The following is a 24,142-nucleotide window of genomic DNA, read 5'->3' on the forward strand; positions in this document are numbered from 1 at the left end:
AAATATTTTAAGGGTAATATTTTAAAAAATTTTTGTATAATCAACAATTCACAAGGAGTTTAAATTGAAACAAAGAACGCTGTCTATTATTAAACCGGATGCACTTAAGAAAAAAGTGGTAGGCAAAATCATTGATCGCTTTGAGAGTAACGGCTTGGAAGTGGTGGCCATGAAACGCTTGCATTTGAGCGTGAAAGACGCTGAAAACTTTTATGCGATCCACAGAGAGAGACCCTTTTTTAAAGATTTGATAGAATTTATGGTCAGTGGTCCGGTGGTGGTTATGGTTTTAGAGGGCGAAGATGCCGTGGCTAAAAACAGAGATCTTATGGGAGCAACTGATCCCAAACTCGCCCAAAAAGGCACTATCAGAGCGGATTTTGCTGAAAGCATTGACGCTAATGCGGTGCATGGGAGCGATAGCTTGGAAAACGCGCACAATGAAATCGCTTTCTTTTTTGCCGCTAGAGATCTTTAAGGTTTAAGGGCGTTTTTAAGTAAGCATGCAATTTGAAATGCGTAAAATCGCTTTTAATGCGCCTAAAGCGTTTTCTTTAGAGCATGAGGGAGTGGTTTTAGAGGGCGAAGTTATACGAGTGGGAGCGAAATTGTTTCGTTTGGAAGCGTGCCTTAAGGGTGAATTGATGCTTATTTGCGATACAAGCGGTAAAGAGTTTAAAAAAAGCCTTGATGAGTCGTTGGTTTTGCATATTTCAGACGGGTTGTGGGATACGCAAAGCCAAAGTTTGGATTTTGATAATTTAGATGTTATTGAATCTTTCAATGGTTTTATTGATTTGAGCGAGATTTTACGCTCTGAAGTGGAGTCTATTAGATTAGACTACCATTATGCAGATTGAAATGAAGGAGAATTTATGGCAGTACCTGATAGAAGAGTGAGTAAGACAAGAGCGGCAAAAAGGCGTACGCATTATAGCGTTAAGTTGGCTAAACCTGTGAAAGCCAAAGATGGCACTTGGAAGCTCCCCCATCATATTAACAAATTTACTAAAGAATACTAATATAAAAGCTATCTTTAGTGATAGAAAGTATTTTAAAGGATTGCAACAAGCCTTTTAAGGACGCATGATGAAAATTGTAATAGACTTAATGGGGGCTGACCATGGGGTTTTACCCATTATTGAGGGAGTCTCAAGGGCTTTAGAGAATAAGAGTTTTAGTGCGGTTTTAGTGGGGGATAAAGACAAAGCGACCCCTTTTATTTCTAAAGAGTTAGCCAGCAAAGTGGAAATGATCCACACGCAAGATTATATTAAAATGGAAGAAGCCGCCACTGAGGCGATTAAGCGTAAGGAATCTTCCATTTACTTGGGTATGGATATTCTAAAAAATGGGGCTGACGCTTTGATTTCAGCGGGGCATAGCGGAGCGACTATGGGATTAGCCACCTTGCGTTTAGGGCGTATCAAGGGGGTTGAAAGACCCGCTATTTGCACTTTAATGCCTAGCGTTGGCAAACGCCCTAGCGTGCTGTTAGACGCAGGAGCGAACACGGATTGCAAGCCTGAATATTTGATTGATTTTGCTCTTATGGGGTATGAATACGCTAAAAGCGTGTTGCATTATGATAGCCCTAAGGTGGGTCTTTTGAGTAATGGCGAAGAAGATATTAAAGGGAACATGCTCGTTAAAGAAACGCATAAAATGCTGAAAGCTTATGACTTCTTTTATGGCAATGTGGAGGGGAGCGATATTTTCAAAGGGGTTGTGGATGTGGTGGTTTGCGATGGCTTTATGGGGAATGTGGTCTTAAAGACAACAGAAGGGGTCGCTAGCGCAATAGGTTCTATTTTTAAAGATGAAATTAAAAGCTCTTTTAAATCTAAAATGGGGGCTTTGATGCTTAAGAATGCGTTTGGTATTTTAAAACAAAAAACCGATTACGCTGAATATGGGGGAGCACCGCTTTTAGGCGTGAATAAAAGCGTGATCATCAGCCATGGCAAGAGCAACGCTAGAGCGGTTGAATGCGCGATTTATCAGGCTATTAGCGCTGTTGAAAGTCAGGTTTGTTTGAGGATTACTCAAGCGTTTGAGAGCTTGAAGCCTAGCGTTTCTGCGCCTCAAAGTGATCAGCAAGACGCTTAAAGATGACTATGTTAAGGGGATTGAATGGAATTTTACGCCTCTCTTAAATCCATTGCGATGCATGTTCCAAGCGAGCGTGTGAAAAATGCAGAGTTCCAGCAATTTTTGGATACCAGCGATGAGTGGATAGAAAAAAGGACTGGTATCAAAGAACGCCGTTTCGCTAACGATGAAGAAAAAAGCAGCGATTTAGGGGTAATAGCGGCTAAACAGGCCATAGAGAGAGCGCATTTAACTCCAAAAGACATTGATTTGGTGGTTGTGGCGACTTTAAGCCCTGATTTTTTAGCCATGCCTTCAACCGCTTGCGTGTTGAGCGCGAAATTAGGCATTGAAAACAAGCCGGCGTTTGATATTTCAGCCGCTTGCACGGGTTTTATTTATTTATTATCGGTGGCTAAGGCTTATGTTGAGAGCGGGATGTATGAAAATGTGCTGATTGTGGGGGCAGAAAAAACGAGCAGCGTGTTAGATTTTAAAGATAGGGGGACTTGTATTTTATTTGGCGATGGGGCTGGGGCGTGCGTGATAGGCAGGACCAAGCGTTTAAAAGAAAGCATTTTAGATGTGCAAATTTCAGCGAATGGGAATTTTTCTGATTATCTCTATACGCCAAGGACTCTTAAACCCACGCCCTTTAACGCTAAAGAAGAAGCTTTAGAGCCTTTTTTGTGCATGAAGGGCAATGAAGTGTTTAAGCTAGCGGTGAAAACGCTTTTAAAAGATGTGGAAATGATCTTAGAAAAAAACGCTCTCAAACCTGAAGACGTGCGTTTGTTTATCCCGCATCAAGCTAATTTTAGGATCATTCAAGCGGTGCGGGAGCATTTGGATTTTAAAGATGAGCAAGTGGTTTTAACCGTGCATAAGTACGGCAACACTTCAGCAGCCAGTATCCCTATGGCTATGGGTGAAGCTTATGAAGAGGGGCGTTTGAAAAAGGGCGATTTAATGCTTTTAGACGCTTTTGGTGGGGGATTGACTTGGGGTTCAGCGTTGGTGTATTTTGGGGGATAAAAAGGATTGAAGGAGTATTGATGAAAAAGATGATTTTTTTATTTTTAGTGGTGTTGGGGGGGTTAAAGGCGCAAAGCAGTTATTGCAGCGATTTTTGCGAAGGCACGCCAGAGAGTCGTATTCCTCCTATGGGGTTTCATTTCAGTTTTGTGCATTCAGTGAAATATTATTTGCAAGACCCGCAAGAGCGCGATCACAAGCTTAAAAAATGCCATGAAGCCTTTGATTCGACGCTTAAGGTTAATTTTATTACGAAGTCTTTTAAAAAGGATTGCAAGCATGCACAAATGGCTTTAGAGCAAGCTCAAAAAGGGACTCCATAAAAGGGGTTTCTTTAAGGATTTTATTTCTTATAGCAGAAATTATTTTTAAAGTAAAAGACAAATAATGATTAGGGGCTAGTAGTTATTTTAATACCTATTGTTATTATTGGGTTAGTATTAACAGCTATTAGAGCTACCATAATGGCATTTAAGGGCGAGATACTGACGATGAAGTTGAGAGTGATGGGTTTTTTAGTAGAATATGGGATAAATTCGTTGAATATCTCGGCTCTATTCTAGTTGCTATAATAATGTTTTTTCCTTATATAATTGGACCGGTTATCGCTTTAATTTTTATATTTTTTTGAAACCAATTCTTCCAATGACTAGTAGCGCCTCAACCAAAAACTCAACCAACAACCAATTGAGAACCCAATATAGAAATTAATATTCTTTAGTCTGTTTTTTTAAAAAAGGGGGCTTTGGTTGCTTTATTTTATGGCAAACTCTTAAGGGGATAGGGGGATATTTTGCACTTTAATATCCCTTTAACCCCCCAACTAAATCCCCCCTAACCCCATAATACCGCATTACAAGAAATTACCGTTTGCTAAACAAACTTTTTGATATTAAAAAAGTTTTTAGCATTTTTAAATTTTATCCCCAACACCCCATTAGAACAAAGACCAAATTTCTATTTGGAAAATTTGTGGTAATACTCGCCCTTGTCCGTGATGATTTTAACTTCTAACAATTGGTTAGGCTTGCAATCCAAGCGGTAAAATATCTGTTGCGAATACTTTAACTCATGATCAAAGAGTTTTTCTTTTTTAAACTTATCGCCAAATTTGGGTTCTACTTTTTTAGTCGCTTCGCATGAATTTCCCCTATTGACAATAAGGTTTTTAATCACCACCGGTTCATCGTTCATAGAAGTGATGCTTAAAAGACTAGAGTCCGTCATTTTCCCCATGAGTTTCCCCCCAGTTGCGCGATAATCCAGCTTGAAATCCAAATCCTTTGCCCCCACATAAACACCGCTTATCATCAGCAAGCTCAAACACATTTTTTTAAACATCAAAATCCTTTCAATAATAGTATTTGTGGGGTATTATAATCAAATTTGATATATTCTTTTTTAATCGTTTGTTGCGTTTAGTTTTTGATCAAGTTTGTAGCCCATGCAACCCATTTGAATAATTTTAAAAAATTTCTTTTTGTTTGTTTTTCTACCGCATCTTCTCCGCCATACAAAAGCCTTGTTTTGAACGCCATGGCCAATTCCATTTGCTTATTTTTAGCGTATTTTTTTCTATCGTTTGCGCTGAAACAATCTTCAATTTGTTTGAAATGCCTATCGCAGTCTGAGAGTTGTAAGATGGTGATGGGATCATGCATTTCTTCATTAGCCCTTTTAAATCGTTCGCTCATTGCTTGTTGGTTAAAAACGCATTTTCTGTCATCATCTGTCAAAACAATGGGGTTGTTGTCTAACTCGCAGAGTTTTTGAATGGTTTCTTCCATGTCGTTTGGATTGTTTTTAAGCCCTGAAATGGGTAAGAAAGTGAAAGGAATGGGGTTGTCTTTGAATTCTCGCTTATTGAAATACAATTTGAAAGTGCTCAAATAGCAATAATCGGTGATGCCTTCCACAAAGATGATTCGGTGTTTTTGGGGGTTGTGAAAAACATGCTGACCCACCCCTAAAGAACGCTTGATTTGATACAAGGCATCGGAGTCTTTGCTCGCATTATTTAGGGGGTAGTTAAAGCTATTCTTAATCGCAGAACCTTCTGTTTCTTTTTCTACAATCCTTATTTCATCTAAATGATCCGTATCCACCAAAAAGGGGTCATGGGTGGCTAAAACAAAAGTAACATGATTTTTATGAGCGTATTCTTTTAAAAATCTCCTGAATTCCTTTCTGGCTGGCACGCTCAAATGAGTGGCTGGCTCGTCCATGACATAGATGATATTCTTGTTAAAACTAAAATCTGATCCCACATTGTAGAGAAAACCAAACATGAAATTAAACGCCCATTGGAAGCCGGTGCTTTGCTGGCTCAAAATGATTGGGTTTTGATTGTCGGATTTTCTGCAATCATAAACTTCAAGTTTTATTTCATATGCCGTATATTCCTTTGAATAATCATAAAATTTATTGTTGTGTCGGACATGAATTTTTAATTGGTAACTATCTTGAGGGCTATCTTCAGCGATCGCTAAAAGCTTATTAAATTCTTTTGCAATTAAAGAATCTATTTTTAATTGCATGTTGTATTCTAAAATTTCTGCAATATTTTCTAATATTTCTGTAAAATTTACCTTAAATAAAAGATGGCTTGTGTCTTTTTTAAAAAATTCAAATTGACATACATTGTTATCGCATTCGCCTTTTGCTTCAATATTAAAAGGAAATTCTGATTGTCTGATCTCTTTTAGTAATTCTTGGTCTATTTCTTGCAAGTATTTTTTAGGAATGTTGAACGATTTTTCAAAATCATAGATTACTAAATCATTATTTTTATCAAACATTATTATTTGTAACGCTTGACCATCTTTTAAAATTCTCCCAAAAAAACTCCAAATTGTATTGGGGTGAAAGCCCATTTTCCTAAACAATGAATTTCTAAAGAACCAATCCGATTGGTCAAATTCAGAAGGAGAAGAATAATCAATGCAAGTAAATAATGCAGTCTTAAGGTCGTTATCTGTGATTTTTGGCTCTTTGTATTCTTTCATGGTTGGCACGAGTTCATCAAATTGATGAGATAAACCACCGCTTAAAGGGAATTGAACTTTATTTCTTAAGTTTTGAAACGCCGTATAGGGGTTACACTCTCGGCAATATTCTGCGAACTCAGAAACATTTTTGCTTTGTTTGAATTTTTCCTTGTTGTCCTCAAATTTTTTTTTGATTTCTTTAGGATTTTTGGGGAACAAATGAACGCCACTCTCATTGTCTAAAGTTTTTATGGATTCCCACAGAGATTTTCTTGCTGATTCAAAAAAATTACTGTATCTGTATTGTTCGATTTCTGAATTGAATAATAAGTCTATCTGTTTCAAATAAAACTGACACATCATGTATTTCATATCTTTAGACTCGTCGCTAACAACATGGCTTGTTATATATTTTTCGCATATTTGTTGGATATTATCTAGTAATAAATCATAATTAGGATCTAGCGTTTTTTGATTTTTGCAGTCATTTCCAATTTCTTTTATCCATGATTCTTTTTTTCGCTCAAAATCCTTTTTTGTTTCATTAAGGTGTTTAACATTTGATTCAAATTCCTCAAATTGTTTTTTAAAATTTTCATTGATGGGGTATTTTTCGTCTATCTCTTTAATAATATCCTTAATAAAATTTGACAATCTTTCTTGAGATTGTTCATTTTGTAAAACTTTAATTTTTGGTGCAAATTTTTCATCAAAGTCGGTAGTTCTAAAAATTTCATCTAAAGTTTTTACCTTTTGGGGCATGTCTTTTAAAACACTTTTCACATCTTTTGGCTCAATTTTTCTTTCATTAAGTCTTTTTAAACGAGAATAAATTTCTGATAATTGTTTTTGTTTGCCTTTTCCCATTATAAAAAATTGATTGGGTTTGTATTCTTTATTATTAGGAGCGTTGTATTCTATAATTTCTCTTATACACTGACAAAAATTTTTAACCAATTGATTATTGCCACTTAAATGTTTAATTAATTTTTTGAAAAGCAGATTATTGGCTTGTTTAGTTGAAAATGCACTCAATTTCAATTTTTCTTTGTAGGATTTTAAAAACGAATCTAATGTGCCATAAGACATGATGAGATTGATAAAACCCCCCACAAAAACACAAAAAGGATAGCTGATTAATATTTTTGATAATTCCTTTAATCCTTTATTAACTTCCTTAGATTGAATTTTTAAATCCACGCAAGAAAAACCTGTGATTTTATGATCAAGGATTGCTTCTTCTTCTAAACTTAAAAGGGTGTCTTTTTTATGGTTTTTAAAATAATCTTCTTCACTACAAAGTTTAATATCCGCATCATTAAAGATTGTCAAAGCTTCTAAGACATTGCTTTTACCGACATTGTTTTCCCCCACCAAGATCACCAATTCCCCATGTTTTTCAAAACTTGAATTTAAAAGCAATTTGGCAGGCGATTTTCTACCCAAATTCCTAAATTGGTGCAATTTCAAAACACGCTTATAAAATTCCATGCCCTATCCTTTAAAAACGCAAATTTAATTTATAATGCAAAATTAAACAAAACATGCTATAAAGAAAATTCAAATACTATCATTTTAAGGATTGAAATGCTCACCCAAGAAGATGTCTTAAACGCGTTAAAAACGATCATCTACCCTAATTTTGAAAAGGATATTGTCAGCTTTGGTTTTGTCAAAAACATCACCTTGCATGACGATCAATTAGGGCTTTTAATAGAAATCCCCTCAAGCTCTGAAGAAACGAGCGAAATTTTAAGGGAAAATATCTCCAAAGCGATGCAAGAAAAAGGCGTGAAAGCTTTGAATTTAGATATTAAAACCCCGCCAAAGCCCCAAGCCCCAAAGCCCACCACTAAAAATCTGGCTAAAAACATCAAGCATGTGGTCATGATAAGCTCAGGTAAGGGCGGTGTGGGTAAAAGCACCACCAGCGTGAATTTAAGCATCGCTTTAGCGAATTTAAACCAAAAAGTGGGGTTATTGGACGCTGATGTGTATGGCCCTAATATCCCTAGAATGATGGGCTTGCAAAACGCTGATGTGATCATGGATCCTAGCGGTAAAAAACTCATTCCTTTAAAGGCTTTTGGCGTTTCTGTGATGAGCATGGGGCTTTTGTATGATGAGGGGCAGAGTCTCATTTGGAGAGGACCCATGCTCATGCGAGCGATTGAGCAGATGCTAAGCGATATTATTTGGGGGGATTTAGATGTGCTGGTGGTGGATATGCCCCCAGGAACAGGCGATGCACAGCTCACGCTAGCCCAAGCCGTGCCACTCAGTGCAGGAATCACCGTTACCACGCCTCAAATAGTGAGTTTAGATGACGCTAAACGGAGTTTGGACATGTTTAAGAAACTACACATTCCTATTGCGGGCATTGTAGAAAATATGGGGACTTTTGTGTGCGAGCATTGCAAGAAAGAGAGCGAGATTTTTGGCTCAAATTCCATGAGTGGATTATTAGAGGCTTATAACACGCAGGTTTTAGCCAAGCTCCCTTTAGAGCCTAAAGTGCGTTTAGGGGGGGATAAGGGCGAACCGATCGTGATTTCTCACCCTGATAGCGTGAGCGCTAAGATTTTTGAAAAAATGGCACAAGATTTAAGCGTTTTTTTAGACAAAGTAGAAAAGGAAAAACTAGCCGATAACAAGGACATCCAGCCCACACAAACGCATGCTTGCTCGCATTAGTTTAAAAAGGGTTTAAAAAACCCTTTTAATCAATCGTTTCATTTTTTGTTTGACTTTAAAAAGCAAAAATTCTATAAGGAGTTTAGAAGAAAGCCTGGGCAGAAGAAATTCAAAAGAATGCCGCTTGTTTGAAAAAGATAGGGCTTTTTTAAGAGCGTGGATTTCTTTATCCCTTGCTTGAACCGCTTGAACTTCTTCAATAATCTCAAAGAGGTGATCTAAAAAAGAAGCGTTAAAATAGGCGTCTTTAAAAGGCGTTTGGATCAATACTTCATGCCATTTTTTCGCGCCAATGACGCTTAAGAGTTTCCAGGGTTTATCGCCCCAAAAATGTAGCATGCGCGCTTCTTTGATGCTAGGGAATGATGGCGTATCAAGGAAACTGGGGTGGGCATTGTAGGAGTAAGGCAATTCTAAAATCCTGCCACGGCACACAAAACACAAAGCGTCTTGATCGCTAAATAAAAGTTTTTCATTTTTCAAAAGGAAAAATCCAATCAATTGGTTTTCCAGATTTTCTTCACGCCACAATTTTAAATTTAAGGCTAAAAACCCGGCGTTAAAGTAGTTGTCAAAAAGGATTTGCACTTCTTCTAAATTAGGGAAAGCGTCAGCGACACCGATAGTTTTTGCATGCATTTGGCGTAATTCGTATAAATCCTTAGCCGAATTCCTGTTCATAGCGATCAAATCTTTTTCCCTCACAGCCCCAAAATAATGCGTTCCAAGGGGGATAAAAAAGCTCTCGCTCATATCATTCACAAACAAAGTGTCCACATCAAACATGATCATCTTATCGTATTGGGGGAAAAGGGAGGCAAAAAAGAAACGGCACATGATCATTTTAGAAAAGCGTTTTTGCGAAAAAGAGTTGAGTTTTAAATACAATTTTTTAATTTCACTCGCTATTAAAGCATCAAGCTTATAGTAATTGTGGCGTGGTTCTAATTCTTTATCGGTAATATCCAAAAACTCTATGCTAGAAAAAGCGCTAAAAGGAGCGATCGTTTCTTCTAATTTGGCTATATTTTCTAGGCTTAAATCCTCCACCAAACAATGGATTGGATAAAAGAGTTTTACTCTCTCTCTCTCTCTCGTTTAGCGTTCGCTAGCATGGAATGCAAACTCACACCGGCAGGGATACAATAATTATTATCAAAAGCCACCACAATAGGGATAATCTCTTGCAAGCACAGTCCTTAAATCTTGAAATTAGACCCACTAAAAAGGGGGTGATTTGTAATCTTATCGTTTTTTTTTTTTTTTTTCAAAACCAAAATGGCGAGTTTGTTTTATGGCATAATATTAAATTTCAATAAAAAGGCGTTTGGTAAAAGGGTGCTTAATCAAAAAGTTTGGCTAGGGTTTTTAGCTTTGCATGGGGTTTTTCTCAACGCTTTTGAGTATCAAGTGAGCGCGAGAGTTGGATCGTTTTCGCGCATCGCTTTGAACCAATCAATCATCAATTCCAAAAAAGGGATTTACCCTACAGGGAGTTATGTAACCACTACCGGGGCCTTACAAATTGATGCTAGTTTGCTCCCTAAAGGGATTGAAAACCACAAACTGGGTTTTGGGGTGGGGGGCGAGATCGGGGCGTTAGCTTATGATTCCACGAAGTTTTTGATGGATGAAGCCAACCCTAAGGCAGGGTTTCAGCCAGCGAACTGGTATTACATGGGGCGATGGGAGGGCTATTTGATGCAACACAGCCAAAATTGGACCAGAGAGCAAAAGGCTCAAAACGCCAGGCCTTATGTGTTATACAATTTGTATTTAGATTATCAGTATAAGGACATTTTTGGGATTAAATTAGGGCGTTACCCTTCTAAGGCTTTGTTTTTGAGCGGGTTTAATCAAGGGTTTGAGCTTTTTTACCGGTGGAAAAAGTTTAGGATAGAGTGGTTTAGCACCTTTGGAAGGGCTTTAGCCAATGAGCAATACATTAGGGATTTTTACGCCCCTGTCAATTACAAGCAAAAAACCAACTACGGCATGCACAATTTCAATCTCATTTACGAAAATAAATACATTAGAGTTGCGCCTTTTATTTGGTTTTACCCTAAGAATTTTAACGCTCCTGGATTTGAAATCACCCATGACACAAAGTCTTATTGGAAATCTCTTTGGCGCATCCAAACGACTTTTTACGCATGGTTCCCCTTTTATAGCGATTATTTGTCTAAAGATTATTACAGAGCCGCTTTAGTGGGTAAAAAAAGCGCGAGTTTGTTCGTGTTTCAAAGAGTGAATTTCCGATCTTATCGTTTTGGCTGGAGCGTGTATAAGAATTTTGGGAACGGGAGCGTTCAATTAGGCTGGAATGGCTCGCCAGCAGATCCTTTTTACGACACTAAAGACGACACCCCTTATGAAGACGCTTATTCCAATTTTTACAACGCTAATTCCATAACGATTAACGCTTTTGTAGGGAAGAGCATTAAGAATCTTTTGGTGCAATTGTATGGGAAATTGACCTATTCCCCAAGGGCTGATTCGCAAAGCTTAGGGGTTACTTTTAAATATGACCTTAAAAAACATATCTATTTCATGCTAATGGTTAATGGCTATCAAATCACGATGCATAAGGGTTATAAGGTAGGGTTTTTTACAAGCGGTTACAACCCTGATTTCGCTCAAACCATTCAAAACAGAAGCTATTTGATGAGCTCTATGAGTTATCGTTTTTAAGGAATTAAACGTTCTTTCATGTTATTTTTTAAGCCATAGTATCCCCCTTTTAAGCGCGCTTTTATTGTATAATCTTAAAAATTTTATTAAAGGAAAAAGTTCAATGTCTAATCAAGAATACACCTTTCAAACTGAAATCAACCAGCTTTTGGATTTGATGATCCACTCTTTGTATTCTAATAAAGAGATTTTTTTAAGAGAATTGATTTCTAACGCGAGCGACGCTTTGGACAAGCTGAATTATTTAATGCTGACCGATGAGAAATTAAAAGGGCTGAATACCACGCCTAGCATTCATTTGAGTTTTGATAGCCAGAAAAAGACCTTAACGATTAAAGATAATGGTATAGGCATGGATAAAAACGATCTCATTGAGCATCTAGGCACGATCGCCAAATCAGGCACGAAGAGTTTTTTAAGCGCTTTGAGTGGGGATAAGAAAAAAGATAGCGCACTGATTGGCCAATTTGGCGTGGGCTTTTATTCAGCGTTCATGGTAGCGAGTAAGATTGTCGTTCAAACCAAAAAAGTAACCAGCGAGCAAGCTTATGCATGGGTGAGCGATGGTAAGGGCAAGTTTGAAATCAGCGAATGCGTTAAAGAGGAGCAAGGCACAGAAATCACCCTCTTTTTAAAAGATGAAGATTCTCATTTTGCGAGCCGTTGGGAGATTGATGGCGTTGTTAAAAAGTATTCTGAGCATATCCCTTTCCCTATTTTTTTAACTTACACCGATACGAAATTTGAGGGCGAAGGGGATCATAAAAAAGAGGTTAAAGAAGAAAAATGCGAGCAAATCAATCAAGCGAGCACTTTATGGAAAATGAATAAGAGCGAGTTGAAAGACAAGGATTACAAAGATTTCTACCAATCGTTTGCACATGACAACAGCGAGCCTTTGAGCTATATCCATAATAAAGTGGAAGGCTCTTTAGAATACACAACGCTTTTTTACATTCCTAGCAAAGCGCCCTTTGATTTGTTTAGGGTGGATTATAAAAGCGGGGTCAAACTTTATGTTAAAAGGGTGTTTATCACTGATGATGACAAAGAATTGTTGCCGTCTTATTTGAGGTTTGTTAAAGGCGTGATTGACAGCGAAGATTTGCCCTTGAATGTGAGCCGTGAAATCTTGCAGCAGAATAAGATTTTAGCCAATATCCGTTCGGCTTCAGTGAAAAAGATTTTAAGCGAGATTGAACGCTTGAGCAAGGATGAAAAAAATTACCATAAATTCTATGAGCCTTTCGGGAAAGTGTTAAAAGAAGGCTTGTATGGGGATTTTGAAAACAAAGAAAAACTTTTAGAATTGTTAAGATTCTATTCTAAAGACAAAGAAAAATTGATTTCTTTAAAAGAATACAAAGAAAGTTTAAAAGAAAATCAAAAAAGCATTTACTACCTTTTAGGCGAAAATTTAGACTTACTAAAGGCGTCCCCGCTTTTAGAGAAATACGCTCAAAAAGGCTATGATGTTTTGTTGTTGAGCGATGAAATTGATGCGTTTGTGATGCCAGGCGTGAATGAATACGATAAAACGCCCTTTAGAGACGCTAGCCATAGCGAGAGTTTGAAAGAGCTTGGTTTGGAAGAAATCCATGATGAGGTGAAAAATCAGTTTAAAGATTTAATGAAAGCGTTTGAAGAGAATCTTAAAGATGAGATTAAAGGCGTAGAGCTTTCCAGTCATCTCACTTCAGCGGTGGCTTTAATAGGCGATGAACAAAATGCGATGATGGCTAATTTTATGCGTCAAATGGGCCAAAGCGTGCCTGAAAGCAAGAAAACGCTAGAATTAAACCCTAACCATGCGATTTTGCAAAAACTCTTAAAATGCGAAGATAAAGAGCAGTTGAGCGCTTTTATCTGGTTGCTTTATGATGGGGCGAAGCTTTTAGAAAAAGGGGCCTTAAAAGACGCTAAAAGTTTTAATGAGCGCCTAAATAGCGTGCTATTAAAGGCGTTGTAGGGGTAAAACCCTTTTAAGGGTTTGAATAAAACTGCTTTAAACCCTTAAAATACCAATCTAAAAACGGCACTTGGAATGAAGGGTGTGATAAAAGTTTTTTATGGTGATTAAAAAGTGATCATTAAAAAGATTAGTTCGTGGGGTTCGTGTTTTTTCATTAAAATATTAAAAAGCGTAAAGGTTAGCTAAACGCAGCCTTTAGCTTAACTTCATTGAAACTAAAGCTCTATTTTTAATTCCTTAAGAGCGTCGCATGCTTCTCTAACGTTTGATTTGCAGCCTTTTTTAAAGTTTTCTACCGCTTGCTTTTCGTCCTTTGTTGTGCCTTGGGCGTTGTATTGCATAACCCCTAAATTATAACACCCCCTACCATCTTTTAATTCGCATGCTTTAGAATAACGAACGATAGCCTCCTTAAAATTCTTTGCCACACCATACATGTATCCTGCATTAATACACCCGGGACTGTCTTTTAAATCGCAAGCTTTTTCATACAAATCAAGAGCCTTTCTTAAATCCTTAGGCGTGCCTACGCCATAATGGTGTAAGCTTCCTAAGACCGTACACCCTTCAGCATGGTTCAATTCACAAGATTTAGAGTAATATTGTGAGGCTTTTTTGGCGTCTTTAGAAACGCCTTGTCCGTTATAGTATAAATTTCCTAGTAGGCGACACCCATAACCATCATTTAATTCACAACCTTTAGTGTAAAATTGAATGGCTTTTTTCAAGTCTTTTCCCACTCCTTTCCCTTCTTCATAAAACGCCCCTAAAAAAACACACCCAAAACCTTCTTTTAACTCACACGCTTTTTCAAAATGCACTTTAGCTTGAGCGAAATCTTGTTTCTTCACGCTTTCTATACCTAAATTAACAAGTTCCTTAGCGTCTGGCTCTGCCATTAACCCTCTCAAACACAACGCGCCCAAACACAAGACCCCAAAAAGGTTTTTTTTAACACTCCCTAGCATGATATATCTCTTATTAAAAAAATGTAATCCTTTATAATTATAATCAAATATTGACGATTAAAGCCTTATTGAATGCCATTTTATTGGTGAAATAAAGAAAATGATTGAGAATTGCTTCTCTTTTAAGCGCGTTCCAACGCTTGATCTGGATTGCCATGCGATAGGGGATACTAGTGAGAATAAAGCTGTATTAAAAGAGTTTGTTTTAAAAAGTTGATTGAGCTACCACTCCTTTAAGAAGTGGCTTGGTAAGACTTTGAAGTAATCTAAAAAACATGGAGAATATTGTCATAGCAAGTTTTGGTTATTTTGTCAAGCATTGTCCCACTCTTATGACAAGGCTGCAACAAATGGGTTGCAAGCGTGCTTAAAGCTTGAGCTGGTATCGGCTAAAAAGGCGTTGGCGTTAAAAACAAAAACCCACTTAAAACGATTATTATAACCGTCTATTTTTCGCTTAAATTCTCCAAAACCCCTAAAAACACTTTTTCCAAAAGTTCTAATTCCTTCAAGCTCACCCTTTCATCAATGGCATGGATCCTGTCATTAATGGCGCCAAACTCCACCACTTCTATGCCGTGAGCGCTAAAAAATCGCGCATCGCTCGTGCCGCCTTTGGTGTTTAAAAGGGGAGTGGTGCGGCATGTTTTTAAAATATTTTCTTGTAAAACGCTGGTAAGCTTTGAATGGGAAGCCGTGATGAAAGGCGAACTGCTTGACTCTAATTCTAAAGTATAAGGCAAATCTTTCAAAACCTTTTCTAAATATTCTTTCAAACTCTCTTTGGTGGTTTTTAAAGAATGGCGCGCATTAAAGGTAATTTCTACGCTCCCTGGTGTAACATTATTAGCCCCTAACCCTGCATGCAAGTTGGTGATAACCAATTTTGAAGGGTCAAAACACTCATCGCCATTGTCTAAATTAACTCCTGAAATGAGAGGCAAAACCGAAGCGAGCGTATCAATAGGGTTTTGGCATTTTTGCGGGTAAGCCACATGCCCTTGAACGCCTTTTAAAATGAGTTTGCCATTAATAGAGCCTCTTCGGCCAATTTTGATGCTATCGCCTAGGATTTTTTCGCAAGTGGGTTCAGCCACAATCGCCATATGGGGCAGTAAATCTTTTTCTTTGAGTTTTTCTAACATGAGCCTAGTGCCAAAAATCCCTGACCCTTCTTCATCGCTCGTGAGTAAAATAGAAAGCAAAAAAGGGGTTTTAGGGTTAAATTGTAAGCTTGCGCTCAAAAACGCCCCCACGCCCCCTTTCATGTCTTGCGCCCCACGGCCGTATAAAAACCCCTCTTTAATGATGGGTTTAAAGGGATCGTTTTGCCAATTATCTCCAGGAGGCACGACATCAATATGCCCCGCAAAGCAAAAATGCAAGGGCTTAACATTTTCTTTTGCATGCTTTTCTTTTATATGCTTTTCTTCTGCATGCTTTCCTTTTGTATGCTCTTTGGGGGGGTTAAAAATGCGGTATAAAAAAAGGTTTTTCACGCCATTTTCCCCACACTCTAGGGTTTTAAAAGCAGGAAAAAGCGATTTAATGTATTCAAAAATACCGCATTCTTTGGGCGTAATGGTGGGGTAGCTGATGAGTTTTTGGGTGATTTCTAAAGCGTTCATTAAAAATCCTTTAAGAGTTTTTCCGCAAATGGATATACAAATGCAAAACGTCTAAATTCGCCGGGGTGATCCCGCTGATTTCTGAAGCTTCAAAAAGGCTTTTGGGGCGGAATTTTTCTAATTTTTCTACCGCTTCTAAGCTAAGGCCTGGAATGCCTTTAAACACAAAATGTTTAGGGATAGACACTTTGAGCATGCTATCCATTTTAGCGATATTTTCGTGTTGCTTTTCAATATAAATATTATACTTACATTCAATTTTAATCTGCTCTAAAACCCGATCATTCAAAGGGGCTAAAAAGCTAAAAAAGGAGCGCATTTTTTCTGCATTAAAACTATCGCGTGCCAACAAACTAACGCCATCAACCTTGTCATTGATGGGGTTTTCGTCTAATTCACTCAAGCGTTTTAACACCTCTTTACTAGGGGTAAGCACGCATTCTTTAAGGCGTTTCAAGTTTTCTTGTATTGCTTGTTGGTCTTTTTTCAATTCCTCATAAAAATCCTGTTCCATAAGCCCTAAATTATAGGCATGTTCGCCTAATCTAAAAAGCGTGTTGTCTTCTCTTAAAAGCAAGCGGTATTCGGCCCGGCTAGTAAACATTCTGTAAGGCTCATTCGTGCCTTTAGTAACCAAATCATCAATCAAAACGCCGATATAAGCTTCATTGCGCTTTAAAATAAAGGGGGCTTGATTCTTTAAGGCTAATACCGCATTAATCCCAGCCATAAGCCCTTGAGCCGCCGCTTCTTCATAGCCGGTAGTCCCATTGATTTGCCCGGCCAAATAAAGCCCTTTGATTTTTTTGGTTTCTAAAGCGTGGGTCAATTCTGTGGGCTGGATAAAATCATATTCTATCGCATAGCCATAGCGCGTGATGAGGGCGTTTTCTAAGCCCTTGATAGAGTGAATGACCTTTTCTTGCACATCTAGGGGCAAAGAGGTGCTTAAGCCGTTGATATAATATTCGCTTTTATGAATGGTTTGAGGCTCTAAAAACAGCTGGTGGCGTTCTTTTTCACTGAAGCGGTTGATTTTATCTTCAATGCTAGGGCAATACCTTGGGCCTATGCCTTCAATTTGACCGCTAAATAGGGGGGCTCGGTGGAAATTATCCCTAATGATTTGGTGGGTGATAGGGTTAGTGTAAGTGATGAAGCAAGAGAGTTGGGTGGGGTTAAAATCTTTGGTTTTATAGCTAAAATAGGGAGGGTTTGCATCCCCAAAATGCTCCTCTAAGCCTTCAAAATCAATGCTATTGCCCGCCACTCTTGGGCAAGTGCCGGTTTTTAACCTCTCCACCTTAAAGCCAAGCTCCCTTAAATTCAAGGCTAAAGAATTGGAAGCGTTTTCCCCAAAGCGCCCGTTTTGGTTTTGGTGTTCGCCAATATGCACCACCCCTTTTAAAAAAGTGCCTGTGGTGATGATCACTTTTTTAGCTCTATAAGTGTTATTAATGTTCGTGGTTACGCCCACTACCTCATCGTTTTCAAGGATTAAACTTTCGGTCATTTCTTGAGAGACGCTCAAATTAGGGGTGTTTAAAACGAGATTTCTTGCAAAAATGCGGTAAGTATCCATATCAATTTGCGCTCTAGTCCCCCTAACCGCCGGCCCTTTAGAAGCGTTTAACACACGATATTGCAAACCGCTATGATCCGTAATAATCCCCATAGCCCCCCCTAAAACATCCACTTCTTTAGTCAAATGCCCTTTACCCAAGCCCCCAATGGCCGGATTACAGCTCGCTAAACCGATCGTGTCTATGAGCATGGTGATTAAATGCACTCTAGCCCCCATTTTAGCCGCAATCAAGCTCGCTTCAATGCCCGCATGCCCTCCACCAACCACTAAAATATCACTTTCTTTTACCACTCTTTTTCCTGTTTTGATTTTATTTTTCTAAAACCCTAGTTTTAAAAAAGTTTTATTGTAGCATGTAGGTTAGTAATTTTAAAGGGTAAAACACCATGGAAAATCATTCGCATGCCGATACGCATACCGATACGAACACTGATGACAAAAGCACCAAGATCGTGCGCTTGTTGGGGTTAATAGGAGGGGCGTTAATCGCGCTTATTGTCTATTACGCTTTGAACACTCAAATGCCTCATATTGTAGAAGAAATCCCCAAGCTCAATTCTTTGAATTATAAGGCGATGCCTGTTGTGGCTGGGGTGGCTGTTTTAATGGGGATATGGTGGATGACTGAAGCCATTGATTTGCCTGCAACCGCGCTTTTACCTTTGGTGCTTTTTAGCGTCTTTAGCGTGGATCAATTCGCTAGCGTTAGCTCTTCTTACGCATCGCCGATTATTTTCCTTTTTATGGGAGGGTTTATTTTAGCCTTAAGCATGCAAAAATGGAACTTGCACACGCGCATCGCTTTAAGTATTATTTTATTGGTAGGCACAAGCCCTAGGAGATTGATTTTAGGTTTCATGATAGCTACAGGCTTTTTGTCTATGTGGGTGAGTAATACCGCAACGGCGGTGATGATGCTCCCTGTTGGCATGAGCGTTTTGCAATTAGTCGCTAAGCTTGTGGGTAAAGAAAACACTTCTAATTCATGGTATCAAAAAGAAGAAATCACCAAAGCGCATGGGGGTATTATGGGCAATATCGTGCATAAGGGTAAAGATTTTGCGAATGTGATTCAAGAAAAGACGACTATCTATCGCACGAATTTCAGCATTTGCTTGATGCTTGGCATCGCTTATGCGGCTTCTATTGGCTCTTTAGGCACTCTGATTGGCACGCCCCCTAACGCTTTATTGGCCGGCTATATGAAAACCGCTTTCAATATTGAAATTGGTTTCGCTCAGTGGATGGTGTTTGGAACACCATTAGCCTTTATCATGCTCATTTTAGCGTGGCTCTTGCTCACTTATGTGATTTTCCCTTTAAAGATTAAAGAAATCCCAGGGGGTAAGGAAGTTATTAGGGTAGAGTTAAAAAAATTAGGCCGTTTGAGTCAGGCGGAAATCTCTGTGGGGATTCTTTTTATATTAGCGTCTTTAGGGTGGATTTTTTTAGGCGTGATTTTAAAAACTTGGGGCATTAAAATAGATAGGATTGATTCGGTGATTGCGATAGGAGTTTCTGTGCTTTTGTTTATTTTGCCCGCTAACAACCAAGGCAATAGGCTCATTGATTGGGGCACTACTAAAAAACTCCCTTGGGATGTGTTGCTTTTATTTGGCGGCGGGTTAGCCTTGAGCGCGCAATTTTCTAAAACTGGGTTGAGTTTGTGGATCGGGCATTTGGTCTCTGGCTTTTCGCATTTACCGATTTTATTCATCATTGTCATGGTAACTTTAATGGTCATTTTCTTAACCGAAATCACTTCTAACACCGCTACTGCTGCCGCGTTTTTACCGGTGATTGGAGGAGTGGCGATGGGCATGGGTTATGAAAATTATCAGAGCTTGTTATTGACCATTCCTGTAGCCTTGAGCGCGACTTGCGCGTTCATGCTCCCTGTAGCCACCCCACCCAATGCGATAGCTTATGGCTCTGGGTATGTTAAAATAACGGATATGATTAAAGCTGGTTTGTGGCTTAATTTGGTGGGCGTTGTTTTGATTAGCTCGTTTAGCTATTTTTTAGTTTCGTTAATATTTAATTGATTGAGGAAAAAAGTGAAAGAAGAGTTATTTAAAGAAAAGTCTCGTTACATTACAGGGGTTGTTTTAATCGTTGTGGCGGGCTTGATTTTGTATGCGGACAATTTGTTGTTGTTTTGGGCGGTTTTAGGAGGGATTTATGCGGTAGGGTTTTCTGAAGCGTTAAGGTTGTTCCAGGTCAAAGCGAGCTTTAGCTTGTATTTCATTTTGGTGTTGTCATGGGTGGCGGCGTATTTTAACGGGCATCCTGTAGAATGCGCTCTTATCAGCGCGATGGTCATGGCTAGCGTCATCGCTTATCAAAAAGCGCACCACAGCGAAGCCATTTTACCCTTTTTGTATCCGGGCGTTGGGTTTTTTGCGCTTTTTGGGATTTATAAGGATTTTGGCGCGGTAGCGATCATTTGGCTTTTAGTAGTGGTGGTCGCAAGCGATGTGGGGGCGTTTTTTGGAGGCAAGCTTTTAGGCAAAATCCCTTTCACGCCCACTTCACCGAATAAAACCTTAGAGGGTGCGTTGATTGGCGTTGTTTTGGCGAGTGTTTTAGGATCGTTTGTGGGCATGGGGAAATTGAGCGGAGGCTTTTTTATGGCGCTTTTATTCAGTTTCTTAATCGCGCTTATGGCGGTGTTTGGGGATTTGTATGAAAGCTATTTGAAAAGAAAGGCTGGGATCAAAGACAGCGGTAAGATTTTACCCGGGCATGGGGGCGTTTTAGACCGATTGGATTCCATGCTTTTTGGGGCTTTAGGCTTGCATGCGTTGTTGTATTTTTTAGAAGTTTGGAAAGAAACGGCGGTGTTTTTAGGGGATTGAATGGTTGTTTTAGGAAGCACTGGCTCTATTGGGAAAAACGCCCTAAAAATCGCAAAAAAATTCAAGGTAGAAATAGAAGCCTTGAGCTGTGGGAAAAATATCGCTTTAATCAATGAGCAAATCAAAGTTTTCAAACCCGAGAAAGTGGCGATTTTAGATCCTAGCGATTTGAATGATTTAGAGCCTTTGGGCGCGGAAGTGTTTGTAGGGCTAGAGGGCATTGATGCGATGATAGAAGAGTGCGTTTCCAATTTAGTCATTAACGCCATTGTGGGCGTAGCCGGATTGAAAGCGAGCTTTAAAAGCTTACAAACTAACAAAAAACTAGCCCTAGCGAATAAAGAAAGTTTAGTGAGCGCGGGGCATTTATTAGACATTTCTAAAATCACGCCCGTTGATAGCGAGCATTTTGGTTTGTGGGCGTTGTTGCAAAACAAGGCTTTAAAGCCTAAATCCTTAATCATTAGTGCGAGTGGGGGGGCTTTCAGGGACACGCCTTTAGAATTTATTCCTATTCAAAACGCGCAAAACGCGCTCAAGCACCCTAATTGGAGCATGGGATCTAAAATCACCATTGATTCAGCGAGCATGGTCAATAAGCTTTTTGAAATTTTAGAAACCTACTGGCTTTTTGGCGCGTCTTTAAAGATTGATGCGCTCATTGAAAGGAGTTCTATCGTGCATGCTTTGGTGGAGTTTGAAGATAACTCTGTCATCGCGCATTTAGCGAGCGCGGACATGAAACTACCCATAAGCTATGCGATCGATCCGAAGTTGGCCTCTTTGAGCGCGTCTATCAAGCCCTTAGATCTATACGCTTTAAGCGCGATTAAATTCGAACCCATTAGCATGGAGCGCTACACCTTGTGGCGTTATAAAGACTTGTTATTAGAAAACCCCAAGCTTGGCGTGGTGCTGAACGCGAGCAATGAAGTGGCGATGGAGAAGTTTTTAAATCAAGAAATCGCTTTTGGTGGCCTTATCCAAACCATTTCTCAAGCCTTAGAATCATACGCTAAAATGTCTTTCAAGCTCTCTAGTTTAGATGAAGTGCTAGAATTAGATAAGGAAGTTAGGGAGCGTTTTAAAATGTAGCGGGAGTGTAGTATAATGAGATTTTGCTTTTAATAGCGTTTTTATTTCAATTAGGAGTTTTTATGGGGTTAAAAAATAAAATCAAGGGTTTTGTTAAAGAGAGAATGCCTTTTGTGGTGAGATATGTTCGTAGTTTAAAAGGGGCCAAAAACATTTATGATGAAATCAATCATGAAATTAAGGAAATGTTAGAGGCTAAAAAACTTCGTTCTCTTCAAGAAGAAGCTTTATTCAACCATGATTATCAAGAAAGCGTGTTTTTAGCTATCGCTTCTTTAAATAATGAAAGTTTCATGGAACGCAATAGGATTATTTATAAAAGTAGTTCTCTTAATTATAATTATGGGGGGCATTTAGCAAGATAGGGTTATCCATCCCACTTTAACTTTACCCAATCCCACGCACTCGGGTTATTTTGATTATGATAAAAAAAGTCAAAACCCTAAAAGCCCTCTAAACCCATGGGCTTTTATTAGAGTCAAAAATGAAATCGTTACTTTAGAAGAGAGTTTGTTTTCTATGCTTCCTGCCATTCAAAGGGGGGTCATTGGTTTTAATGATTGCGATGATGGCTCTAAAGAAGTGGTTTTAGAGTTTTGTAAAAAGTTCCCCTCATTTATCCCTATCAGCTATCCTTATGAAGTCATGCTAAAGGATTGCCCGAGTTTGTGGCACCAACTTTATCATTACTCTAATTATACGCTTTCTTTTATCCCTAAAAATGAGTGGGTAGTCAAAATTGATTGCGATCATATTTATGACGCTAAAAAACTTTATGAAAGTTTTTATATCCCTAAGAGCATTAAAGAGATTGTGATGTATTCGCGCATTAATTTTGTGGTGCAGGATTTTGAAGTGTTTGTTCGTAATGATGGGGATTTTGGGTTTTTAGACGCATGGGGGATCATTGGTTATTGTATAACGATTGCGAGCCTTTTGAAATTTGGCAACACAATGATGATATTTATGAAATTTTAAAGCTTAAAGACAAACACCATATTAAAGATAAGGAAATGGTGCAATGGCACTTCCCTTTAGCTAAAAAGAGGCGAAACGCTATCGTTTATGACGATTTGATCCCTTTACAAGAATTTAAAAAACACCACGCTGATTTGATAGGCACAAGGATTGAAGAAAGCATGCTAGACGAAAAGAGAATTTTAGAAATGTATCAAAAATTCAATTTAGTGGAAAGATAGCTACAAGCATGTAGCCTATTTCCTCACAAACTGCTTGTATAGAAATTCCTTTCTCCCTATGGCGATGATATGGTTGCGCATTTTATCATGCAAATCGCCTAAGAAAAAAGGGGCTTTTAATTCCAGTTTAGGAATGTCTAGGGCATACACTTGAATCAAGTAATGGTGATCGCCATTAGGAGGCATGGGGCCGATATAGACGCTGTTATTGAGATTGGAGCGTTGTTTTTCGCTTTCATTGAGCGGTGAACGGATAAAGCCTTGAGTGAGCGAATTGACCCCTTGAGTAATCCTTTTATCCATCATGGAAGCGTTTTCTTCTAAAACATTGTAAGAAATATTGCCCACGACCCAATGGACAAACGGCATGCCGCACACTTTTTGTGCGTCATGATCGATGAGTTCTAACGCATAGCTTTGAGCGCCTTCCACTTTTTGCCATGAGATTTTAGGCGAATAAGTGGGTAAGCCGTTTGAATTGAGAAACGCTTTAGGAGCGTTACCGCCAAATTTAGCGTCCAAATACCCTTCTGAATCGGTTTGAATCATCACTTCAAAAGTTTTCATTTTAAGCCCTTTTTCTTTGAAATCGTTTTGCGTTTTTTTATTGTAGCATGATCATAAAAATACATCTTAATTTGGAGCATGGTATTAGAATAATCATTTTTAATGATTAAATAGTTATTTATTTTTACTAGTTACCATTGAACGCATGGAAAGTAAAATAAATCGTTTGAGCGCCAAGATAGACGCACTATTGGAACAGCAAAAAAGAGTGATTTCTTTACTAGAAACTTATTTGAGCGTTTATCCCGTCCAAGAGACTTCAAATAAGTTTTTTAAAGGCGTTGGTCAAGGGATGGAGTTAGCCCCAGAAATCGCACAAGAAGATGAAGAAAAACGCCTTTACGTGTTGCAATATTTAAGCCATGTGGATATTACCAAAAACAAGCAAGACTCCCAGCTCAAAAAAGATTGTTTGGAATTTATCCAAAGGTTTAATATCCCAAAACCCATTATCGTTACCGCTCTTTATAACCTTAAAGGCATTAAGCCCACTAAAAAAGAAGTAGCGAAACAATTGCAAAAACTCTATGTGTGGGAGAAGCGTTACCAACAAGGGGGGATAGACGCTTTGAAAGACAGGCGTGGGAGACCCCTTAAAAAGCCTTAAGCGGGTTTATGGGTGCTATTTTTAGTTTTTAATGGGGGTAATCGCATTTCTCAAAATGTTTTCAAAAATTCATCTTATTTTAAGTTAAAATTAAGAAAATATCTTGTATTTAATCATAATTTAGACTTAGATAAGAAAATCTATGTAAAATTTTTGAGGAGAATA

General features: G+C 38.5%; 24 protein-coding genes. 16 read left to right on the forward strand and 8 right to left on the reverse strand.

Translation table 11 applies throughout. From position 1 onward, the window contains the following. Positions 1-64 precede the first annotated feature (64 nt). From ndk to HPB14_RS01000, 6 genes are all read left to right on the forward strand, one after another. The gene (gene ndk / locus HPB14_RS00975; RefSeq protein WP_000813742.1) at positions 65-478 is read left to right on the forward strand and encodes a nucleoside-diphosphate kinase; all 414 of its coding nucleotides are present in this window, start codon (positions 65-67) and stop codon (positions 476-478) included. Positions 479-503: 25 nt separating this feature from the next. After that, complete coding sequence (locus tag HPB14_RS00980; protein WP_001159168.1) at positions 504-860, forward strand: hypothetical protein; 357 nt, start codon at positions 504-506, stop codon at positions 858-860. A gap of 15 nt (positions 861-875) precedes the next feature. Continuing rightward, positions 876-1,022, forward strand: a complete 147-nt coding sequence (gene rpmF, locus HPB14_RS00985; protein ID WP_000290431.1) for a 50S ribosomal protein L32 — start codon at positions 876-878, stop codon at positions 1,020-1,022. Between the two features lie 67 nt (positions 1,023-1,089). Next, complete coding sequence (gene plsX, locus HPB14_RS00990) at positions 1,090-2,109, forward strand: phosphate acyltransferase PlsX (RefSeq protein ID WP_014658411.1); 1,020 nt, start codon at positions 1,090-1,092, stop codon at positions 2,107-2,109. Positions 2,110-2,133: 24 nt separating this feature from the next. Beyond that, complete coding sequence (gene fabH / locus HPB14_RS00995; RefSeq protein ID WP_000397783.1) at positions 2,134-3,126, forward strand: ketoacyl-ACP synthase III; 993 nt, start codon at positions 2,134-2,136, stop codon at positions 3,124-3,126. Between the two features lie 20 nt (positions 3,127-3,146). Beyond that, positions 3,147-3,449 carry a hypothetical protein gene (locus HPB14_RS01000; RefSeq protein ID WP_014658412.1) on the forward strand — a complete coding sequence of 101 codons (303 nt, stop codon included), beginning with the start codon at positions 3,147-3,149 and terminating at the stop codon, positions 3,447-3,449. A 634-nt stretch (positions 3,450-4,083) separates the two neighbouring features. On the opposite strand, the gene HPB14_RS01005 is transcribed toward HPB14_RS01000, so the two are convergent. Both HPB14_RS01005 and HPB14_RS01010 read right to left on the reverse strand, forming a co-directional pair. Then, positions 4,084-4,467 carry a hypothetical protein gene (locus HPB14_RS01005; RefSeq protein ID WP_000473924.1) on the reverse strand — a complete coding sequence of 128 codons (384 nt, stop codon included), beginning with the start codon at positions 4,465-4,467 and terminating at the stop codon, positions 4,084-4,086. A gap of 77 nt (positions 4,468-4,544) precedes the next feature. Then, positions 4,545-7,604 (reverse strand): AAA family ATPase, encoded by a 3,060-nt coding sequence (locus HPB14_RS01010; RefSeq protein WP_014658413.1) that lies wholly within the window; start codon positions 7,602-7,604, stop codon positions 4,545-4,547. Here HPB14_RS01010 and HPB14_RS01015 point away from each other — a divergent pair. Further along, positions 7,569-8,807 (forward strand): Mrp/NBP35 family ATP-binding protein, encoded by a 1,239-nt coding sequence (locus HPB14_RS01015; protein WP_000249731.1) that lies wholly within the window; start codon positions 7,569-7,571, stop codon positions 8,805-8,807. The genes HPB14_RS01010 and HPB14_RS01015 overlap by 36 nt on opposite strands. Positions 8,808-8,819: 12 nt before the next feature. Here HPB14_RS01015 and HPB14_RS01020 read toward each other — a convergent pair whose 3' ends face one another. Continuing rightward, on the reverse strand, positions 8,820-9,857 hold the full coding sequence (locus HPB14_RS01020) for a glycosyltransferase family 8 protein (RefSeq protein ID WP_014658415.1): 1,038 nt from the start codon (positions 9,855-9,857) through the stop codon (positions 8,820-8,822). Between the two features lie 26 nt (positions 9,858-9,883). Then, positions 9,884-9,997, reverse strand: a complete 114-nt coding sequence (locus tag HPB14_RS08365) for a glycosyltransferase family 8 protein (protein ID WP_001155919.1) — start codon at positions 9,995-9,997, stop codon at positions 9,884-9,886. Positions 9,998-10,145: 148 nt separating this feature from the next. Here HPB14_RS08365 and hofA point away from each other — a divergent pair, with 148 nt between their 5' ends. Together hofA and htpG are read left to right on the forward strand one after the other, a co-directional pair. Continuing rightward, on the forward strand, positions 10,146-11,498 hold the full coding sequence (hofA, locus tag HPB14_RS01030) for an outer membrane beta-barrel protein HofA (protein WP_014658416.1): 1,353 nt from the start codon (positions 10,146-10,148) through the stop codon (positions 11,496-11,498). Positions 11,499-11,601: 103 nt separating this feature from the next. Continuing rightward, the gene (gene htpG / locus HPB14_RS01035) at positions 11,602-13,467 is read left to right on the forward strand and encodes a molecular chaperone HtpG (RefSeq protein ID WP_000070555.1); all 1,866 of its coding nucleotides are present in this window, start codon (positions 11,602-11,604) and stop codon (positions 13,465-13,467) included. A 218-nt stretch (positions 13,468-13,685) separates the two neighbouring features. Here the strand turns inward: htpG and hcpA are convergent, their stop codons facing one another. The 3 genes from hcpA to mnmG all read right to left on the reverse strand — a co-directional run bounded on the left by hcpA (position 13,686) and on the right by mnmG (position 17,942). Continuing rightward, positions 13,686-14,438, reverse strand: coding sequence for a Sel1-like repeat protein HcpA (gene hcpA, locus HPB14_RS01040; protein WP_000901599.1), 753 nt, complete (start codon positions 14,436-14,438; stop codon positions 13,686-13,688). A 446-nt stretch (positions 14,439-14,884) separates the two neighbouring features. After that, positions 14,885-16,066 (reverse strand): succinyl-diaminopimelate desuccinylase, encoded by a 1,182-nt coding sequence (gene dapE / locus HPB14_RS01045; protein ID WP_000992402.1) that lies wholly within the window; start codon positions 16,064-16,066, stop codon positions 14,885-14,887. Positions 16,067-16,076: 10 nt separating this feature from the next. Beyond that, entirely contained in the window at positions 16,077-17,942 is a 1,866-nt protein-coding gene (gene mnmG / locus HPB14_RS01050; protein ID WP_000238090.1) for a tRNA uridine-5-carboxymethylaminomethyl(34) synthesis enzyme MnmG, read from the reverse strand. Positions 17,943-18,037: 95 nt separating this feature from the next. Here mnmG and HPB14_RS01055 point away from each other — a divergent pair, with 95 nt between their 5' ends. From HPB14_RS01055 to HPB14_RS08645, 6 genes are all read left to right on the forward strand, one after another. Further along, positions 18,038-19,696, forward strand: a complete 1,659-nt coding sequence (locus HPB14_RS01055) for an SLC13 family permease (RefSeq protein ID WP_000427490.1) — start codon at positions 18,038-18,040, stop codon at positions 19,694-19,696. A 12-nt stretch (positions 19,697-19,708) separates the two neighbouring features. After that, entirely contained in the window at positions 19,709-20,509 is an 801-nt protein-coding gene (locus HPB14_RS01060) for a phosphatidate cytidylyltransferase (RefSeq protein WP_000656967.1), read from the forward strand. Continuing rightward, on the forward strand, positions 20,510-21,604 hold the full coding sequence (gene dxr / locus HPB14_RS01065) for a 1-deoxy-D-xylulose-5-phosphate reductoisomerase (protein WP_000260786.1): 1,095 nt from the start codon (positions 20,510-20,512) through the stop codon (positions 21,602-21,604). It abuts the gene before it with no gap. Positions 21,605-21,666: 62 nt separating this feature from the next. Beyond that, a complete protein-coding gene (locus HPB14_RS01070) occupies positions 21,667-21,969 on the forward strand; it encodes a hypothetical protein (protein ID WP_000523493.1) in 303 nt (100 codons plus the stop codon). Positions 21,970-21,973: 4 nt separating this feature from the next. Then, on the forward strand, positions 21,974-22,582 hold the full coding sequence (locus HPB14_RS01075; RefSeq protein WP_411155673.1) for a hypothetical protein: 609 nt from the start codon (positions 21,974-21,976) through the stop codon (positions 22,580-22,582). Then, positions 22,501-22,803, forward strand: coding sequence for a hypothetical protein (locus HPB14_RS08645; protein ID WP_411155672.1), 303 nt, complete (start codon positions 22,501-22,503; stop codon positions 22,801-22,803). Before HPB14_RS01075 ends, HPB14_RS08645 begins: the two co-directional genes overlap by 82 nt. Before the next feature lie 15 nt (positions 22,804-22,818). Here the strand turns inward: HPB14_RS08645 and HPB14_RS01080 are convergent, their stop codons facing one another. Further along, complete coding sequence (locus HPB14_RS01080) at positions 22,819-23,370, reverse strand: YbhB/YbcL family Raf kinase inhibitor-like protein (protein ID WP_000846502.1); 552 nt, start codon at positions 23,368-23,370, stop codon at positions 22,819-22,821. A gap of 145 nt (positions 23,371-23,515) precedes the next feature. On the opposite strand from HPB14_RS01080, the gene HPB14_RS01085 reads away from it, so the two are divergent. Continuing rightward, positions 23,516-23,977 (forward strand): helix-turn-helix domain-containing protein, encoded by a 462-nt coding sequence (locus HPB14_RS01085; RefSeq protein WP_000444107.1) that lies wholly within the window; start codon positions 23,516-23,518, stop codon positions 23,975-23,977. Positions 23,978-24,142 lie beyond the last annotated feature (165 nt).

The sequence above is a fragment of the Helicobacter pylori HUP-B14 genome (genome assembly GCF_000259235.1).
GTDB classification, from domain to species: Bacteria; Campylobacterota; Campylobacteria; order Campylobacterales; family Helicobacteraceae; genus Helicobacter; species Helicobacter pylori_CU.

Excerpts from the sequence above, each read along its gene's own strand:
- HPB14_RS00980 (WP_001159168.1), top strand. The coding sequence starts at position 504 with ATGCAATTTGAAATGCGTAAAATCGCTTTTAATGCGCCTAAAGCGTTT.
- rpmF (WP_000290431.1), top strand. The coding sequence starts at position 876 with ATGGCAGTACCTGATAGAAGAGTGAGTAAGACAAGAGCGGCAAAAAGG.
- plsX (WP_014658411.1), top strand. The coding sequence starts at position 1,090 with ATGAAAATTGTAATAGACTTAATGGGGGCTGACCATGGGGTTTTACCC.
- fabH (WP_000397783.1), top strand. The coding sequence starts at position 2,134 with ATGGAATTTTACGCCTCTCTTAAATCCATTGCGATGCATGTTCCAAGC.
- HPB14_RS01000 (WP_014658412.1), top strand. The coding sequence starts at position 3,147 with ATGAAAAAGATGATTTTTTTATTTTTAGTGGTGTTGGGGGGGTTAAAG.
- HPB14_RS01005 (WP_000473924.1), bottom strand. The coding sequence starts at position 4,467 with ATGTTTAAAAAAATGTGTTTGAGCTTGCTGATGATAAGCGGTGTTTAT.
- HPB14_RS01010 (WP_014658413.1), bottom strand. The coding sequence starts at position 7,604 with ATGGAATTTTATAAGCGTGTTTTGAAATTGCACCAATTTAGGAATTTG.
- htpG (WP_000070555.1), top strand. The coding sequence starts at position 11,602 with ATGTCTAATCAAGAATACACCTTTCAAACTGAAATCAACCAGCTTTTG.
- hcpA (WP_000901599.1), bottom strand. The coding sequence starts at position 14,438 with ATGCTAGGGAGTGTTAAAAAAAACCTTTTTGGGGTCTTGTGTTTGGGC.
- dapE (WP_000992402.1), bottom strand. The coding sequence starts at position 16,066 with ATGAACGCTTTAGAAATCACCCAAAAACTCATCAGCTACCCCACCATT.
- HPB14_RS01055 (WP_000427490.1), top strand. The coding sequence starts at position 18,038 with ATGGAAAATCATTCGCATGCCGATACGCATACCGATACGAACACTGAT.
- dxr (WP_000260786.1), top strand. The coding sequence starts at position 20,510 with ATGGTTGTTTTAGGAAGCACTGGCTCTATTGGGAAAAACGCCCTAAAA.
- HPB14_RS01070 (WP_000523493.1), top strand. The coding sequence starts at position 21,667 with ATGGGGTTAAAAAATAAAATCAAGGGTTTTGTTAAAGAGAGAATGCCT.
- HPB14_RS08645 (WP_411155672.1), top strand. The coding sequence starts at position 22,501 with ATGGGGGATCATTGGTTATTGTATAACGATTGCGAGCCTTTTGAAATT.
- HPB14_RS01080 (WP_000846502.1), bottom strand. The coding sequence starts at position 23,370 with ATGAAAACTTTTGAAGTGATGATTCAAACCGATTCAGAAGGGTATTTG.
- HPB14_RS01085 (WP_000444107.1), top strand. The coding sequence starts at position 23,516 with ATGGAAAGTAAAATAAATCGTTTGAGCGCCAAGATAGACGCACTATTG.